20 protein-coding genes are annotated in these 16,943 nt (G+C 42.9%); 17 read left to right on the top strand and 3 right to left on the bottom strand.

Translation table 11 applies throughout. The features are described 5' to 3' along the window. The first annotated feature begins 9 nt into the window (after positions 1-9). The 8 genes from ASU00_RS06385 to paaX all read left to right on the top strand — a co-directional run bounded on the left by ASU00_RS06385 (position 10) and on the right by paaX (position 7,386). Entirely contained in the window at positions 10-315 is a 306-nt protein-coding gene (locus tag ASU00_RS06385; RefSeq protein ID WP_057912594.1) for an EthD family reductase, read from the top strand. Then, a complete protein-coding gene (locus tag ASU00_RS06380; protein WP_057912593.1) occupies positions 312-1,088 on the top strand; it encodes an enoyl-CoA hydratase/isomerase family protein in 777 nt (258 codons plus the stop codon). The genes ASU00_RS06385 and ASU00_RS06380 overlap by 4 nt, the downstream gene beginning before the upstream one ends. Positions 1,089-1,098: 10 nt before the next feature. Then, a complete protein-coding gene (locus ASU00_RS06375; protein WP_057912592.1) occupies positions 1,099-1,872 on the top strand; it encodes an enoyl-CoA hydratase-related protein in 774 nt (257 codons plus the stop codon). Positions 1,873-1,896: 24 nt separating this feature from the next. Then, positions 1,897-3,414, top strand: a complete 1,518-nt coding sequence (locus ASU00_RS06370; protein WP_057912591.1) for an aldehyde dehydrogenase family protein — start codon at positions 1,897-1,899, stop codon at positions 3,412-3,414. A 116-nt stretch (positions 3,415-3,530) separates the two neighbouring features. After that, positions 3,531-4,403: a 3-hydroxyacyl-CoA dehydrogenase gene (locus ASU00_RS06365; protein WP_057912590.1), complete on the top strand. Its 873-nt coding sequence runs from the start codon at positions 3,531-3,533 to the stop codon at positions 4,401-4,403. Continuing rightward, entirely contained in the window at positions 4,400-5,608 is a 1,209-nt protein-coding gene (locus ASU00_RS06360) for an acetyl-CoA C-acyltransferase (protein WP_057912589.1), read from the top strand. Before ASU00_RS06365 ends, ASU00_RS06360 begins: the two co-directional genes overlap by 4 nt. Before the next feature lie 38 nt (positions 5,609-5,646). Next, positions 5,647-6,423, top strand: a complete 777-nt coding sequence (locus ASU00_RS06355; RefSeq protein WP_057912588.1) for an enoyl-CoA hydratase-related protein — start codon at positions 5,647-5,649, stop codon at positions 6,421-6,423. An 81-nt stretch (positions 6,424-6,504) separates the two neighbouring features. Then, a complete protein-coding gene (paaX, locus tag ASU00_RS06350) occupies positions 6,505-7,386 on the top strand; it encodes a phenylacetic acid degradation operon negative regulatory protein PaaX (protein WP_057912658.1) in 882 nt (293 codons plus the stop codon). A 77-nt stretch (positions 7,387-7,463) separates the two neighbouring features. Here paaX and ASU00_RS06345 read toward each other — a convergent pair whose 3' ends face one another. Further along, the gene (locus ASU00_RS06345) at positions 7,464-7,976 is read right to left on the bottom strand and encodes a gamma carbonic anhydrase family protein (protein WP_057912587.1); all 513 of its coding nucleotides are present in this window, start codon (positions 7,974-7,976) and stop codon (positions 7,464-7,466) included. A gap of 80 nt (positions 7,977-8,056) precedes the next feature. On the opposite strand from ASU00_RS06345, the gene ASU00_RS06340 reads away from it, so the two are divergent. Both ASU00_RS06340 and ASU00_RS06335 read left to right on the top strand, forming a co-directional pair. Further along, positions 8,057-9,022 (top strand): NAD(P)H-dependent flavin oxidoreductase, encoded by a 966-nt coding sequence (locus ASU00_RS06340; protein ID WP_082630175.1) that lies wholly within the window; start codon positions 8,057-8,059, stop codon positions 9,020-9,022. Between the two features lie 407 nt (positions 9,023-9,429). After that, positions 9,430-10,041 (top strand): DedA family protein, encoded by a 612-nt coding sequence (locus ASU00_RS06335; protein ID WP_057912586.1) that lies wholly within the window; start codon positions 9,430-9,432, stop codon positions 10,039-10,041. Positions 10,042-10,085: 44 nt separating this feature from the next. On the opposite strand, the gene ASU00_RS24375 is transcribed toward ASU00_RS06335, so the two are convergent. Then, positions 10,086-10,238 (bottom strand): YjcZ family sporulation protein, encoded by a 153-nt coding sequence (locus ASU00_RS24375; protein WP_082630174.1) that lies wholly within the window; start codon positions 10,236-10,238, stop codon positions 10,086-10,088. Between the two features lie 203 nt (positions 10,239-10,441). Here ASU00_RS24375 and ASU00_RS06330 point away from each other — a divergent pair, with 203 nt between their 5' ends. From ASU00_RS06330 to ASU00_RS06315, 5 genes are all read left to right on the top strand, one after another. Next, the gene (locus ASU00_RS06330) at positions 10,442-11,197 is read left to right on the top strand and encodes a metallophosphoesterase family protein (RefSeq protein ID WP_236712597.1); all 756 of its coding nucleotides are present in this window, start codon (positions 10,442-10,444) and stop codon (positions 11,195-11,197) included. Between the two features lie 103 nt (positions 11,198-11,300). After that, the gene (locus ASU00_RS26630; protein ID WP_269085307.1) at positions 11,301-11,432 is read left to right on the top strand and encodes a hypothetical protein; all 132 of its coding nucleotides are present in this window, start codon (positions 11,301-11,303) and stop codon (positions 11,430-11,432) included. 139 nt (positions 11,433-11,571) lie between these two features. Continuing rightward, on the top strand, positions 11,572-12,501 hold the full coding sequence (locus tag ASU00_RS06325) for a cation diffusion facilitator family transporter (RefSeq protein ID WP_057912585.1): 930 nt from the start codon (positions 11,572-11,574) through the stop codon (positions 12,499-12,501). 208 nt (positions 12,502-12,709) lie between these two features. Then, entirely contained in the window at positions 12,710-13,408 is a 699-nt protein-coding gene (locus ASU00_RS06320) for a response regulator transcription factor (RefSeq protein ID WP_057912584.1), read from the top strand. Next, a complete protein-coding gene (locus tag ASU00_RS06315) occupies positions 13,398-14,828 on the top strand; it encodes a HAMP domain-containing sensor histidine kinase (protein ID WP_236712615.1) in 1,431 nt (476 codons plus the stop codon). Before ASU00_RS06320 ends, ASU00_RS06315 begins: the two co-directional genes overlap by 11 nt. A 61-nt stretch (positions 14,829-14,889) precedes the next feature. On the opposite strand, the gene spx is transcribed toward ASU00_RS06315, so the two are convergent. After that, a complete protein-coding gene (spx, locus tag ASU00_RS06310; RefSeq protein WP_057912582.1) occupies positions 14,890-15,285 on the bottom strand; it encodes a transcriptional regulator Spx in 396 nt (131 codons plus the stop codon). A gap of 251 nt (positions 15,286-15,536) precedes the next feature. Here spx and modB point away from each other — a divergent pair, with 251 nt between their 5' ends. Beyond that, the gene (modB, locus tag ASU00_RS06305; RefSeq protein WP_057912581.1) at positions 15,537-16,190 is read left to right on the top strand and encodes a molybdate ABC transporter permease subunit; all 654 of its coding nucleotides are present in this window, start codon (positions 15,537-15,539) and stop codon (positions 16,188-16,190) included. A gap of 150 nt (positions 16,191-16,340) precedes the next feature. Then, positions 16,341-16,832 (top strand): hypothetical protein, encoded by a 492-nt coding sequence (locus ASU00_RS06300; protein ID WP_057912580.1) that lies wholly within the window; start codon positions 16,341-16,343, stop codon positions 16,830-16,832. Positions 16,833-16,943: the final 111 nt, after the last annotated feature.

The following is a 16,943-nucleotide window of genomic DNA, read 5'->3' as shown; positions in this document are numbered from 1 at the left end:
TTTTCTAAAATGGTAAAACTAATCGCCTTATACAAACAACCTGAAAACAAGGAAGAATTCGATGAGCACTACTTCAATGTACATGGTCCGATAACGGAAAAAATTCCTGGTCTTCAAAAAATGGAAATAACTAAAATAGTCGGAACTCCAATGGGCAAAGACTCTGAATATCATATTCTATGTGAAATGTATTATGAAGACCATGATGCCCTGCAAAAAGGGATGCGTTCGCCCGAAGGAAAAGCATCAGGGAAAGATTTAATGGGCTTTGCCGGGAAACTTGTAACGATGATGATTGGTGAAGAAATAAAATGAAGGCGCTTCAATTCATTGAAACGTCAATCGAGGACGGGATTGGGTTTATCTTTTTAAACCGGCCGAAGCAACTGAATGCCCTTAACAGGAAAATGGTTTGGGAAATAGTTTCAACCATGGAAGAGTATGATCGGGACCCGCAAGTGAAGGTGATCTTGCTATCGGGCAATGGAAAAGCATTTTCCGCTGGCGCTGATATAGATGAGATGGTTAGTGACAATCCAATCAGCATGGAGTTAAGAAACCAATTTGCCGATTGGGACCGAATAAATCTAGTCAAGAAGCCTGTGATTGGTGCAGTGAAAAGTTTTGTTTTCGGCGGTGGCTTTGAACTCGCTTTATCCTGCGATTTATTGATTGCGGCTAGCGACACACAGTTTTCATTCCCGGAAGTGACTCTAGGAGTGATGCCTGGCGCAGGTGGTACGCAAAGGCTGACGAAATTGGTAGGCAAAACGAAGGCGCTTGAATGGATATTGACGGCTGAAAGGATCAAGGCAAACACAGCTCTGCAATATGGTTTCATTAACAAGATCGTTGCCCCTGAATTGTTAATGGAAGAAACGGTTGATTTTGCTAGAAAGATAGCAAAACAACCTCCGTTAGCTGTAAGGCTTATTAAAGAATCCGTCAATAAAGCCGTAGATTACTCCTTAAATGAAGGCATGCAATTTGAACGGAAGAACTTCTATCTTCTTTTTGCATCAGAGGACCAAAAAGAAGGCATGAAAGCATTTGTTGAAAAAAGAGAGCCGGATTTTACAGGCGGATAAGGGGTGCTCCATGTACGAAACAATCACTTATAGGGTTGAAAACGGAGTGGCTTGGCTTACTTTGAACCGTCCTGATAAACTAAATGCCTTTACGTCCCAAATGAACAAGGAAATACAAAAAGCAATTAAAACATCTGCGGGGTCCGATGAAGTTCGGGCCATTATCATTACAGGGGAAGGCAGGGCCTTTTGTTCGGGACAGGATTTATCCGATTTGGAAGAAAGCATGAATTTAGGTCAGGTGCTTCGCGAAGACTATGGTCCGATGATGCAGCAGCTAGCAAACTGTGAAAAACCGATCATTGCAGCAGTCAATGGAGTGGCTGCAGGTGCTGGTTTCAGCTTGGCTCTTGCATGCGATTTCCGGCTTGTTTCCGAAAAAGCCAGTTTTTTAAATGCTTTTGTCAATATCGGGTTGATTCCCGATTCCGGAAATTTGTATTACCTTGCGCGAATTGTCGGTCATGCGAAAGCCTTGGAATTGTCTTTGTTGGGGGAAAAGGTTACGGCTATCGAGGCGAAAAGTATCGGACTTGCTACAAAAGTGATCGGTTTGGAGGAATGGCACGAGGAATTGAAAGCCTTTGCAGAGAATATCGCAAACAAACCAACGAAAGCGATCGGTTTAATCAAAAGATACTTAGAGGCGTCCTACCACCTTTCATTGGAAGAATACTTAAAAGAGGAAGCGGAGGGTCAGCGCATTGCTGGCTTAACGATGGACTATGCTGAAGGGGTGGCAGCATTCACGGAAAAAAGGAAAGCCCTATTCATAGGCAAGTAATATAAAAAGGGAGTGGACTACTACATGGTTAAAGTTCAAGAGACAGCATTTGAAAAAGCGGAAACGAAACGTGATTATTATCATATGATCATTAATGGAGAAAGAGTGGAAAGCTCTAACGGATCCACTATCCATGCTTGTAATCCTGCGACGGGTGAAATCATTGCCAAGGTTGCAAAGGCCACTAAAGAAGATGCAGAAAAAGCCGTTCAAGCTGCACGTGAAGCATTTGATAATGGGAAATGGAAGAAAACTCCGATCAATAAACGGTCTCGGGTATTGAACAAAATTGCAGCGATCATGCGTTCCCGCTTCAATGAACTGGTTGAATTGGAAGTGTTGAACAGCGGCAAATCCATTTCTGCAGCACAAGGCCAAGTCATGCAGGCAATTGAAGATTTTGAGTTTTATGCAGGTGCTTTAGTTGCACACCGCGGATCTGTCAATAATGTACCTGGTCAATTCCATAACTATACGGAAAAAGAGCCAGTAGGGGTTTGTGCTCAAATCATCCCTTGGAATTATCCAATGATGATGGCAGCTTGGAAAATTGCACCTGCAATTGCAGTTGGCTGTTCAGTCATTGTCAAACCAGCTTCGTTAACGCCGCTGACGGCCATCGTCTTAGGGGAAATCTGTTTAGAAGCCGGTGTTCCCTCCGGCGTGGTCAATATCATTCCAGGACCTGGATCTGACGTAGGGAATTACCTTGTCGAACATCCGAACGTGAATAAGGTGGCCTTTACGGGTTCTACGCCAATCGGCAGGGATCTCATGGGCAGAGCTTCACAAACATTAAAAAGGGTGACATTGGAGCTTGGCGGTAAGTCCCCTAATATTGTTTTTGAGGATGCAGATCTTGAAGCGGCTATCGATGGATCATTATATGGAATTTTCTACAATACTGGGCAGTCTTGCGAAGCAAGATCCCGTTTATACGTACACGAAGACATTTACGATGAATTCGTAACCCGATTCGTAGAAAAAACGAAGAAATTGAAATTGGGCAATCCGCTCGATAAAGAAACGCACGTCGGTGCAGTCATAGATCAAGGACAACTGGATGTCATCGACAATTATGTACAATCTGCCATTACTGAAGGAGCGAAAATCCTCACGGGAGGAAAGCCAGCGGTCATCGATGGTTTCGAAAACGGTTATTGGTATGAGCCGACGGTCATAGCGAACGTCAATCATGATATGGATGTCGTGAAAGAGGAAATATTCGGACCGGTCGTTGTCATAATGAAATTCAAAGATGAAAAAGAAGCCGTGAGACTCGCGAATGATACGGAATTCGGCTTGGGTTCAGCCCTCTGGACAAAAGACGGAGGCCGTGCGACTAGAGTCGCCAACCAAATCGAAGCGGGGATCGTCATGGTGAATTGCCCATTCTCTGCATTTCCTGGAACACCTTTCGGAGGGTATAAGCAATCAGGATTCGGACGCGAACTTTGTATTGAGACACTTGATCTTTATACAGAAACGAAAAGCATCATTTCCTATCATGGAAGCCGTCCCTTGAATCCGTTTGGCATTTAATCAAACATAAAATAGTTGGCTGGCAAAACGATTGTCGGAGAAGTAATTCAGGTATGGATGAATGCTGATCTGATTCTTCGCTGTCAGCCCTATTTATTTTGAAGGAGGAGATTTTAATGATTAGAAATTTAGTGATCGTAGGTTCTGGTGTCATGGGTAGGGGTATTGCCTATGTGGGAGCAACCGGGGGCTATGACGTAACAGTGGTGGACGTGAATCCAGATGTATTGGAAAGTGCAAAAAAAGAAATCGATACAATCTTTGAAAAAGGCGTGCGCTATCAGAAAATCACCCAGGAGGAAGCCGCACCTGCAAAAAATAGATTATCGTATTCTTCCAATCTGCAAGAGTCGGCAACATATGCCGACTTGATCATAGAAGCAGTTCCGGAAAAGGCGGAAATTAAGAAAGCCGTATTCGAAACAATTGAGGAACATGCAAAAGAAGGGTGCTACTTTGCAACGAATACGTCCACGATGAGCCCGACGGAATTAGGTTCTTATGGAAAACGTCCCGAAAAAACGATAGCGATGCATTTTTTCAATCCTGTACAAAAGATGCCGCTTGTGGAAATTGTACGCGGCCTTGAAACTAGCGATGAAACGGCAGCGGTTATAAAAGAGGTTGCCGAAAAAATGGGGAAAGAGACTGTGGTCATTAATGAATTCCCTGGGTTCGTTACGAGTAGGATCAGCTGTTTGGTAGGTAATGAAGCATTCTTTATGCTTCAAGAAGGTTTAGGAACACCAGAAGAAATCGATAAGGCAATAAAATTAGGGTTGAATTATCCGATGGGTCCATTTGAGTTAGGGGACTTGGTGGGATTGGATGCCCGGTTGAATAATTTAAAATATTTACATAGTAAACTAGGTGAGAAATACCGCCCTGCCCCCCTCCTTGAACAATATGTTAAAGCGGGAAGGCTCGGCCGCAAGTCTGGCAGGGGCGTCTATGATTATACGAAAGATGGGGAGCTGGTGAGAAAATGAAGGATGTTGTGATCATTGATGCTGTAAGAACACCAATCGGAAGATATAAAGGCGCGTTGAAAAGTGTTCGCCCCGATGACCTCGGTGCCATTGTCATCAAGGCATTGACCGATCGTAATCCAGAGCTGCCTCTAGAACAAATTGAGGATGTCATCTTCGGGAATGCGAATCAAGCAGGAGAGGATAATCGCAATGTGGCGAGAATGTCTGCGCTATTAGCGGGTCTTCCTGTAACTGTGGCCGGAACGACCATTAATCGCTTGTGCGGATCCGGGCTGGATGCGGTTATGTATGCTGCCCGCTCGATAGCAGCAGGAGAAGGGGATATTTATATCGCAGGCGGTACCGAAAGCATGACAAGGGCGCCATATGTCATGTCCAAACCGGAGAGTGAATTCCCGCGGGGGTCAATGGAGCTTTTGGACACAACGATCGGCTGGCGTTTTACGAATGAGAAACTTGAAGAAATGTATGGCGCGGATCCTATGCCTCGAACAGCCGAAAACGTGGCGCAGCGTTTTTCGGTTTCAAGGAAGGATCAAGATCAGTTCGCGTTTCAAAGCCAGCAAAGAGCGAAAAAAGCAGTGGACAATGAGCGTTTCATTAATGAAATCGTACCTGTTCGATATAGAGATCGCAAAGGGAATGCGGTCATTATCGAGAAGGATGAACACCCTCGTCCCGACACGACCATCGAAAAGTTGGAAAAACTCAAACCGATCTTTAAAGGCGGCACTGTAACGGCTGGTAATGCCTCAGGTGTAAATGATGGAGCAGCGGCCTTGCTATTAATGAGTGCGGAAAAAGCACGGGAGCTTGGGCTGAAACCCCTGGCCAAATATGTTATAGGAGCAGTTGCAGGGTTAGAACCTTCCATTATGGGCCTTGGTCCGGTTCATGCTACGAAAAAGGCGCTGGAGAGGGCGAATGTATCCATTGAAGATATCGGGCTAGTTGAATTGAATGAAGCATTCGCATCCCAATCGTTGGAGTGCATCCGCCAATTGAAATTGGATCAGGAGATAGTCAACGTCAACGGCGGGGCGATAGCATTGGGCCACCCACTAGGTGCTAGCGGGGCACGTATATTAACAACACTTGTCCACGAAATGAAAAAGCGGAACGTACGTTACGGCCTTGCGACGATGTGTGTCGGTGTTGGGCAGGGTATTTCGGCAATTATAGAAAATATGGAAGAGGATTGACGCTGTTGGCCATTTCCTTATGAAGGGGGAGAGGAAGCATGTCTAATGTCATATATGAAGTGAACAATCAAATCGGCTATATAACGGTGAATCGACCTGAGGTCTTGAATTGCTTCGACTATGAAACACTTTCTGAGCTGCAGAAGGTCATCGCTGGGGTTCATCTGGATAGTGATATTCATGTAATCATATTCACGGGAGCAGGGGAAAAAGCTTTTAGCGCAGGGGCGGATTTAAAAGAAAGAAAGACTATGAATGATGCGGAAGTAAGAAGGAACGTTAAATTGATCCGTGATGTTTTTACTAGCATTGCAGAGCTACCACAGCCAACAATCGCGGCCGTCAATGGTTATGCATTGGGGGGCGGCTTTGAATGGCTGCTGTCATGCGATTTCGCTATTGCTGCTGAAGGTGCTTCTTTGGGTCTCACCGAAACTAGCTGGGCAATCATTCCCGGGGCAGGCGGTACACAACGGCTGCCAAGATTGATTGGCGAAATGAAGGCGAAGGAATTAATCTTTACTGCTAAAAAACTGACCGCAGAAGAAGCTTTTCACTTAGGGATTCTTTTAAAGGTCGTGCCGAGGGAGCAGCTGCGCTCAGCCTGTGAAGGGTTAGCTGCAGAAATCATGAGTAATGCGCCTATAGCAATCAAGCAAGCTAAATACGCAATTACCCAAGGAATGAACACAGATATACAAACGGGAATGGCGATAGAAGGAAAAGCCTATGAAATGACCATTCCGACTCAAGACAGGTTGGAAGCACTCCTTGCATTTAACGAACGAAGAAAAACGAAATTTACCGGTAAATGATATTGCGGTTTCTATTTTAAGGGATATAATAATAATTATGTGGAGCGTGTGGAAATGGTAACAATGAAAGAGGTGAGAAATATAGCGACTAATACGCAGTCCATGATTTTTACCATTTATGGTGATTATATCCGTAACTATGGAAGAAAAATCTGGATAGGCAGTTTAATCCGTCTATTAAAGGAATTCGGCCATAATGAGCAAGGCGTACGTGTAGCCGTTTCACGTATGGTTAAGCAAGGGTGGATTCAATCCGAAAAACAAGGAAATAAAAGCTATTACTTTTTGACTGATCGCGGTATACAGCGGATGGATGAAGCGGCCAATCGCATATATAAAATGAAACCAAATGATTGGGACGGTAAATGGCGCATTTTAATGTACACGATTCCTGAAGATAAACGGCAATTACGGGATGATCTTCGAAAAGAATTATTATGGAGTGGGTTTGGCAGCTTTTGCAATGGGTGCTGGATTTCCCCTAATGATTTGGAGAAGGAAATCGGCTTTTTAATCGAGAAATATGAAATAAATGAATATGTTGATTTTTTTATTTCCGAATACAAGGGTCCTAAGGAAAATCATTCACTTGTCCAGAAGAGCTGGCATTTAGAAGAGATTGAAAATAAATACGAACAATTCATCGAGAAATACAGTAAACAATTCATCGTTCACCAAAGCATCATCGGCAGGGGCGAAATGTCTGATGCGGATTGCTTTGTGGAACGAACGAATTTGGTGCATGAATATCGTAAGTTTTTATTTATCGATCCGGGCCTGCCAGAGGAACTTTTGCCCCCAAAATGGAACGGGAACCATGCCGCTCTTTTGTTTAGCCAGTATTATCAAGTTTTGGCCGAACCGGCAAGCCGCTTCTTCGAAAGCGTATTTCAGGAAAATAATGATTTATGGCGGAAAGATGATGCCTATGATGCTAAGGATCATCCGCTGATCATTAAGTGAAGAAAAGAGCTTTAGCCAGTCGCTATTGATTACTGGCCGAAGCTCTTTTCCAAATGATAAAACAATCAATCTCACATTCAATCGAGTAACGCTTTAAATTCCTTTCCTTTTTGCACATAGGTATCAATTGAAAGCTGGATCAATTCAAGATCCTTATCATTCAATCTGCGAACCACTTTCCCTGGTGAACCAATTACGAGCGAACGCGGAGGAATGATTTTGCCGGCTGCTATTAAAGTATTGGCGCCGATAATGCATTCTTCGCCGATTTCAACATTATCCAATATCGTTGAACCCATCCCGATAATGGAGCGTTTACCTATTTTACAGCCATGCAGGATCACGTTATGACCAACCGTCACTTCGTCTTCGATGACAACAGGGCAGCCTTCGAACAAATGAATGGTGGAGTTGTCTTGAATGCTGCACTTTTCCCCTATCGTAATTGAATCCTCATCACCGCGCAAAACCGAGTTGAACCAAACGGTCGATTCTTTCCCAATCGAAATATCACCAATTAAATAGGCGCCAGGTGCAACAAAAACGGTTTCATCAATGCTAGGCTTCTTATTATCGTATGGAATGATCATAGTCTCGCTCCTTTTTGAAAAGTCAGAATTGTTTTTCTAATGATTATAGTATAACATTAAATGGACAGGGAGGGGAAAAAGTGAAATATATTTGCGAGCTTTTTTCGATTAAATATCCAATTATTCAAGGCGGCATGGGGAATATAAGCAATGCAGATCTAGCGGCTGCAGTATCCAACGCAGGGGGCCTTGGGACGATCGGCTGCGGTACGATGACCCCTGGACAGGTGGAAGCCATCATTTTGGAAACGAAGGAGAAGACGAATAAAAATTTTGCGCTGAACATTCCGATAAATGTTAATCCCTATACAGAAGAGCTAATCGATCTTGTCCTAAAATATGATATACCTGTCGTTTCCTTGTCGGCAGGAAATCCTGCCCCTTACATTCCGTCCTTTCAAAAAAAGAAGGTAAAGGTGATTGCTATCGTGGCATCTGTCAAGCATGCCCAAAAAGCAGAGGCTGCCGGGGCTGATGTTTTGGTTGCAGAAGGGTTTGAGGCTGCCGGAATTAATTCAAGTCTGGAATTGACGACCTTTACCCTCATTCCGCAAATTAGCAAACATGTGAAGCTGCCGGTATTGGCGGCTGGAGGGATTGGCAACGGACAAGGAGTGGCAGCAGCCTTGATGCTGGGTGCCTCAGGAGTCCAGTTAGGAACGAGGCTTATCGCCACGAAGGAAGCCCCTTTCCATCCATCCTACAAACAGAAACTAATTGAAGCTTTTGGCAATGATACGTGTATATTGGGCAGGTCGGTTGGCCAGGTTAGAAGAGTATTGAAGGCCCCATATCCGGAAAAAATCCTTGATTTGGAAAAACAAGGTCTGTCGCCAATGACATATCGTGAAATGACATCTGAAGTGCATCATATAAATGGTGCAATGTATGGGGATATTCACGATGGGTTTATGAATAGCGGCCAGGTAGCAGGGTTGATTGATGACATCCCCACGGTTCAGGAATTGCTTGATGGCATGATGACCGATGCCAAAAAACAAATCGAGGAAGGATTAGCCAGGTTTTCCACGCCCTTCATGATTTAACTTTTGGAGGAGGATGCCGACTTAGCAGAGACGATCCAAGGTGTACCAATCTAAAGGATTATTAAAAAAACTAGGAACATGAACGAGATGCTGTCTGTAGTTTGCAGACGGCATCTTTTTTAGGTTACTGTCCTCGATAAAATAGTTGATATAACTCTTTCCTGCAATATACTCGTCAATTGGGTGTTTGACTCGTTTTCTTTGTATAGTCGATACGATTATATTAAGACTAATGCAGAAGTGCAGTTGAATGAAACGACCAAAGTCCAATTCCTCCATTAGATTATGAAAACTTGCGATTGAACTTGTGATACAATGGAAAATGTCCTTTTTGAAATCAAGGACTTCGCCAATTCTTGTATAGGCGGAGCCTTATAATATGTAAAAAGACTGAAACGGAGAAATCAATGGAAACTTTAATAATGGATATGATTGAAGCATTTAAATCGTTATCTTATTTCGGTGTGATGCTGGCATTGACCTTTGAATTCATTCCTGCTGAAATAGTCCTGCCCTTGGCAGGTTACTGGGTTTATCAAGGTGATATGAATATTTACTTGACCATTCTCGCCGGCTCGATTGGCGGGGTAACGGGGCCGCTTACGCTTTATGCTTTAGGGAAATATGGCGGTAGACCGCTAGTGTTGAAGTTTGGTAAATACTTTCTGGTTAATGACGAGCAGTTGAATAAAGCGGATCGATTCTTTGAAAGGTATGGTGGGGGAATCGCCTTCTTTGGACGGTTTGTACCTGGAATCCGTACGGCGGTATCGCTTCCATGCGGAATGCTGAAAATGAGTGTTTGGAAATTCATATTATTTACCTATTTGGCGATGCTTCCTGTTACAAGCGTCTATGTTTATTTAGGATATAAGTTGGGTCCTAGATGGGAACAGGCAGGAGCTATCTTTTCCCAATACGCGAATTTCCTGCTTATCCCGATTGCACTTATCGTTATTTGGTTCGTTATGAAGGCTCAAAAACAAAAGCAAAAACAAAAACTGAAGGTCAATCAATAACAAAGAAGGCGCCCTGAGAAGGCGCCTTTTTCATTTATGTTTAATTAGCAGAAGCCACCGTAGCCGCCGCCGCTGCCACCGCCACCGAATCCCCAACTGCATCCAATGATGATTAACAAAATGAATAATACGATCAGTAAAGCAAATCCGTTATCGAAGCCGCCGTAGCCGCCACAATCATTACCATTTCCACCCATTTAATTTCCTCCTCATACATTTTATAACTTACATACCTAGCAAAACATCTTCACCGGGAATACTTCATACTATGTATTCTAGGCCGAAGTGTTTGCTGATTCTTTAAAAATGGGCGTGTGCAGATCAGGGGAAATAAGCCCGAATATTTTTTTGATTCCGGTTTAAATGTTATAATATACCATACGGATGATGGGGGAAGGGGATGACATTAGTTATGAAAGTTGCGATTATTACGGATGTCCACGGGAATGCCTCGGCGTTGAATGCCGTCCTTAATGAAATAGATCAAATGGATGAAATAGATCATATCTATTGCTTAGGGGATATGGTGGGCATTGGCCCGGATACAAATGAAGTCCTTGAGCTTTTATTTTCAAGGAACGATCTATCGATGCTCACTGGAAATCACGATGAAGCTGTGCTGGCCATCATTAAAGGGGAGCCACATCCTGACGGACACATTCATGTCAGGGAGCATCATGAGTGGATAGCGAAAAGAATGCATCCAAATTTCATAACCAAGCTTGAAGAGTTGCCCCGCACAATTGAGCATATCATTCATGATCACTCCGTTTACCTCACTCATTATCACATGGAATCTAATAACATGGCTGAGCATATAAGTAAGAACCCATTTAGTAAAATCGTTGAACCCTCATTACACAATTTAGAAAAACTTTTTAAAGATCAACATCACGAACTAATCGGATTTGGACATCATCACCCTACACATCATTTCAAAAATGATCGTACAATATTCCTCAATCCAGGATCGCTAGGCTGTACGGTTGAACCAATGGCTCCGTACGCGATTGTCACGATTGAAAAAACAGGGATTCAGATAGATCTTGAAAAGGTTTCCTATGATAATTCATCGTTCCTGTTGTCATATAAAAGCATGCAAGTTCCAGAGCGAGACTTCATTATTCAAGCCTTCCATGGAGGGCAGAAGGTGTGATGCCTTTAAGCATTACCATCGGATAGGGGCAATTGTTAAAGCATAAAGGTACATGCCTGTGGATACGATAATAGGCAAAACATTGTTATGCTGGAGGTAGGTCATGAAGGAAAAAGGATCGGTAAGAAATTCAGAGCAAGAAGAGATGGAACAGCATAGTCTTGTCTGCAATAATGAATTGTTCAATAAAGATTTGTATGCCATAGTCGATGATACGATGAAAGAGGAAGAATAAATGGGTAGACAACGCTGCAGGAAATGTCTGTAGCGTTTATTTTTAACTTTTGAACGGTTGGAGGCAAAGTAATCATTTGAAACACTTCTGAATTTATCCCATACTATATATAAGTTTTAAATCCGGGAGGAGGGATGGGATGGGACAACATCATGGGCACTCTCATGAGCATGGGCACGGTCACCACCATCATCATTCAAATAATAAAAAAGCATTGTTGGCATCCTTCATATTGATCTCCACATTTATGGTAGTGGAGGTTATTGGCGGATTCCTGACAAATAGTCTGGCATTATTGTCGGATGCAGGTCACATGCTTAGCGATGCCGCAGCTTTAGGGCTGAGTTATACAGCCATAAGGCTTGGTGAGAGAAAAGCGACATCATCCAAATCATATGGATATAAACGGTTTGAAATCATCGCTGCCTGCTTAAATGGATTGACCCTGATCGTGATTTCCGTATTCATTTTTGTGGAGGCGATCAAGAGGTTCGTGAATCCACCTGAGGTGCAAAGCCTGGGAATGCTGATGATTTCAATTATTGGTTTACTCGTTAACGTCATTGCCGCATGGATTTTGATGAGCGGGGATAAAGAAGATAATTTAAATGTACGAAGTGCCTTTTTACATGTGATTGGTGATATGCTTGGATCTGTCGGCGCCATCGCTGCTGCACTGTTGATATATTTATTCGATTGGGGAGTGGCAGATCCGATTGCCAGCATCATCGTTGCATTTTTAATTATTATTAGCGGTTGTCGGGTAGTGAGGGATTCCTTCCATATTTTGATGGAGGGTACACCCTATCAAGTTGATGTTGATGATGTAAAAACATCCTTGCTTGGATTGGGCAGTGTAACAAATGTCCATGACCTCCATATTTGGACGATTACCTCGGGTTTTTTGACAATGAGCTGTCATGTTGTCATAGATAAGAGCGGCAATCACGATACAGTTTTAGCGGAAGCGCAAAAGCTGCTTCACGATCAGTTTGGAATTGAACATAGCACGATACAAGTGGAAAGGCAGGAAGCGGGCTGTCCGAATCCACACGAGACTTGCAATTAAACGGGTGGCTGGCTCTAACCTGAGCCGGTCTCTTAAAGTTGTCTTAAGTAATGGGACATGGAGTCACCTTGTACGATTTGTGTTTATTCAATAAATTTTGCCACGAACATATTCCTGACACATTAAAAGGATAGGATGGAGGAAAAAAGCGCAATCGTTACTATAAATAAAACGATTCCACTATAATTCAGGAAGGAGGAATCCTTAAGTGAAGAAAATTCTGATTGTAGAAGATGAAATATCCATTTCAATGGTGTTGAAAGCATATTTAGAGCGTGAAGGCTTTACTGTGATCCAGGTGTACGATGGGCTTAAGGCGATACCGGTTTTTGAGGAAAGTGATCCAGATCTTGTTCTGCTTGATGTCATGCTGCCAGGAAAGGAAGGCTGGGATATATTGAAGGAAATTCGCGAGGATGATACATGCCCGGTTATCATGTTGACGGCACTTAACGATGTTGATTACCGATTATCAGGATTCAAGTCAGGTGCGGATGATTATATCTCCAAGCCCTTTGTAGCAGAGGAAGTAGTTGCACGGGTGCATGCCGTTTTAAGAAGATCGCATATGGTCGCAGAGGATGCTGGACATGTCCAGCATGTACATGAATTTGGGAGTTTAACCATCGATGATCAGTCTTATACGGTGCAATTGAATCAGGAAGAGATAAACTTGACGCCACGTGATTTGTCGCTACTCATTTTTTTCGCTAAACATCCCAATCAAATCTTCACGAGAGAGCAGTTGCTCGATCAAGTATGGGGGATGGATTATGATGGCAGTGACCGTGCCGTCGACCTTGCGATCAAACGAATCAGAAAAGCCATCGATGCATGGCCTGCAACGGAGGGGGAAATCAAAACGTTGCGTGGATTGGGGTATCAATTAAGTGTCTATGAAAACTAAAAAAAGAACGACTTTACAACGCTATTGGACGAAAAGATACGTATTGACCTTGATTTCAGGTTTGATATTATTGTCTGTTTTTTCCTTGTGGTGGATGGAAAAAACAGCATTGGAATATAGGCTTAGCCTCCTTAAGTATTTAGCTGATGAAACATCCGACAGGGCGATAAAGGAAAATGGCCAAATCGTCGTGGGTCCGGTCCTTTCGGAGATTGTTGAGGAAAGGGAGAAAATCCTTCACTTGAACCAGCAGCCAATCATCTATATCGTCGACCCTGATGGCAGCATCATTTATACGATGCCTCAATTGTATATCGATCCAGATGAAAATAAACTTCCTGACGTCATCATGAAAAACAGGGAACTTATTCAGAAGGTCAAGATTTCCGACAATAAAGTGTATGTCGTCAAATCTCCGATCACCTTTGATGATGAAACGAGAGGTTGGGTGGTCATTGCCCAGGAAGAAGGAGCTTTAAAGGAAATTAACCAAGATCATGGCTTATTGGCAATCATGATTGGGGGGTTGTTAATTTTGGGGACGGGAGTCATTTATTATCTTTCGCGGCAGATTTCAAGACCTATCCAAGATGTAGCGAACGCAGCCGTCCAAGTCCGTGAAGGCAACTATGATATCCACTTCAAAGAGGAAGAGGAAATCAAGGAAGAAGAAATCTATGAACTCATAAAATCTTTCAGGGAAATGACGAATCGATTGAAGGTGATGGAGAAGTTGCGGGCAGAATTGCTTGCAGGTGTAACCCATGATTTAAAAACCCCGGTCACCTCCATCAGCGGGCTTATACAAGCGGTTAAGGATGACGTCGTCACGGGAGAGCAGAGTAAGGAGTTCTTGGATATTTCCTTAAAGGAAACCCAACGCCTCCAAGGTATGATTGAAGATTTGCTTAATTATAATGCCATCTCGGCAGGCGCATTTAAAATTCGGGTGCAAAAAGAAAACATAAATATATTCGTTCAGGAAATCGCCTATCGCTGGAAGGTGACTCAGGATGATGAGCAGGCCTTCTCGCTTGATATAAAAGTTCCTGATGAACCTCTCTTTGGTCAAATAGATTCATTACGAATGCAGCAGATCGTCATTAACCTTTTGAATAATGCGAGACATGCACTTGATGGCAACGGAAAAATAACGATAGACCTTTATGAAAAAGATGACAACCGAATTTGTATGGATGTACAGGATAGTGGTCGAGGAATCCCGGAACATGAACAGCAGTATGTGTTTGAACCTTTTTACCGAGGTGAAAACAAAAAGTTGAAGGTGCGTGGTTTAGGCTTGGGACTGCCATTCAGTAAGATGTTAGCCAAGGCACAAAAAGGTGATCTCATACTGAAGGATAGCAACCAACTGGGTACCACCTTTACGATCATCCTTGAGAAGGCGGATCAAGGATAAAAAAGGGTTGTCCAATTCAATGGACAACCCTTTTAGTTAAGTTATGGTTGTGGTGTGTTGCTTATGCCAGCTGGCTGATTGCCCTCCATAATTGTACATGTCTGACCTTCCTTGGGAGGAAGCGCCCCATTTCTTCTTCGTTATAACCTGCGTGCAGGTTCTTATGGTCGAAGATGATCGGACGGCGAAGTAAATCCGGGTTATCTTGAATGAGCTTGCAAAGATCATTTAGTGGAGTATTATTTATATCGATATTCAAGCTTTTGAATTTTTTGGACCGGGTCGAAATGATTTCATCTGTTCCGCCCTCCGTCTTACGTAAAATCTCTTTAATTTCTTCTATAGAAAGAGGTTGAGAATATAGGTTGCGTTCATTGTAGGAAATTTCGTTTTTCTTAAGCCAAGCTTTTGCTTTACGACAGGCTAAACTGCTTGGAGTAGTATAAATTGTTACCATATAAAATCGACTCCTTCAAGGTTTCAAAGTGTATTGGTTAAAAATTATTTTTGTATTTGTGATACTCTTACTTTAACGTTCCTATGTGTCAGTAAGATGTCAAGGAAAATAAACTTAAAAGTTATTTCAAAAAGAAAGGGAGAACTTGAAATGAAATCTGCTCTTACAGAACAGAATTCCGAATGGTCGGGAATGGCGTATAAGGACTTACATAAGCTGTTAATCATTGATATCAAAGCGTGGATAGAAGCATGACAAAGGAATTTTGGTCACCTGTTCAGCTATCGATACAGGTGACGGGTCTCTCTGGTATCCTTGTTTTCATTTTAGGGATTATCCTGGCTCGAATCATGGCTAGAAAGAAGTTCAGGGGGAAGGTCCTGCTGGAAACCGTATTTTTACTTCCGCTTGTTTTGCCGCCCTCTGTCGTTGGTTTTTTACTGATCGTCGTCTTTGGCAAAAATGGACTCCCAGGCAAATTCATTGAAACCATCTTCAATCAGCCTTTAATGTTCACGTGGTGGGCGGCGGTCATTGCCTCTTCGGTGGTTGCTTTTCCACTTATGTACCAATCCGCAAAAACAGGGTTTGAAGGTATAGATGAAGAAATTGAACATGCAGCAATGGTTGACGGGGCAGGGCAGTTGACGTTGTTCCTGTTCGTGACACTTCCCATGACGGTCAGATCGATCGTTACAGGAATGATATTGAGTTCTGCACGAGCATTGGGGGAATTCGGGGCGACGTTGATGTTTGCCGGAAACATCCCCGGACAGACACAAACGATTCCTACCGCGATATATATCGCCATGGATTCCGGGAATATGATATTAGCTTGGCTGTGGGTAGCCATGATCATTGTCATTTCCTTCATTATGCTTTTTGTCGTGACGTACATTAAATGAGACGAATTTTTCCTAAGCTTAACTAGAAAGAGGCTGTCAGTATCCGGAATTAAAGTTCCCGCTTACGCTTACCTGGAGGGAGATTATTGTTTCTTATCAGTCTGTGTTATAATCGACAAACAAGATGAACTAATGAAATGAGGAAGAAATTTGTTAACATTTGAAGAAAAATTAAGCATTATCGAAACTTTCCCGGAATTACAGCGAAAAGACGTTTCATTGGGGCGTGTGAACTTCCATTATCCAGAAAGCGTCCAGGAGAAAAAGATTGTCGTTCAGCACTTGCATCCCAATGGAAATGGTTTCGTTTACGCAGGACATATGAGAAAAAAAGACACAGACCGTAAAGGGTTTATCAATATACGTGACTATGATGAAGCGGAATTAAAAGAGTTGATCCAGAAAAGCATGGACTACCTTTCTGAACCTGCGGTTGAAATCCCAGAAGAAGAAAACGAGTTCGCTAGGCTTGAAGGAACATGGATTGGCAAGGACAAACAGGAGCTTACGCTTATTAGGGAAGATCAACTCTGGAACGTGTACTCTGGTTCGAATTTAGAGGAGTGTTTTGAGAGCCCGATCGAGGCAGAGCGCTACTTGCTCGACGAAGGCTTCCGTCAAAGCAGGAAGCGAAAAATGTAGAAAATTAGGATAATTTGTCGCTTGAATTACGGCGATAATCTTGTTTTTTTAGGAATTTCCATGATATAATATGGGTAATTATTTTTGTTTGTTCGGAATAAGTTTGATAGA

Source organism: Peribacillus muralis (assembly GCF_001439925.1).
Taxonomy (GTDB): domain Bacteria; phylum Bacillota; class Bacilli; order Bacillales; family DSM-1321; genus Peribacillus; species Peribacillus muralis.
Note: the sequence above shows the minus strand (reverse complement) of the source record. Positions and strands in the feature narration are given on the sequence as shown.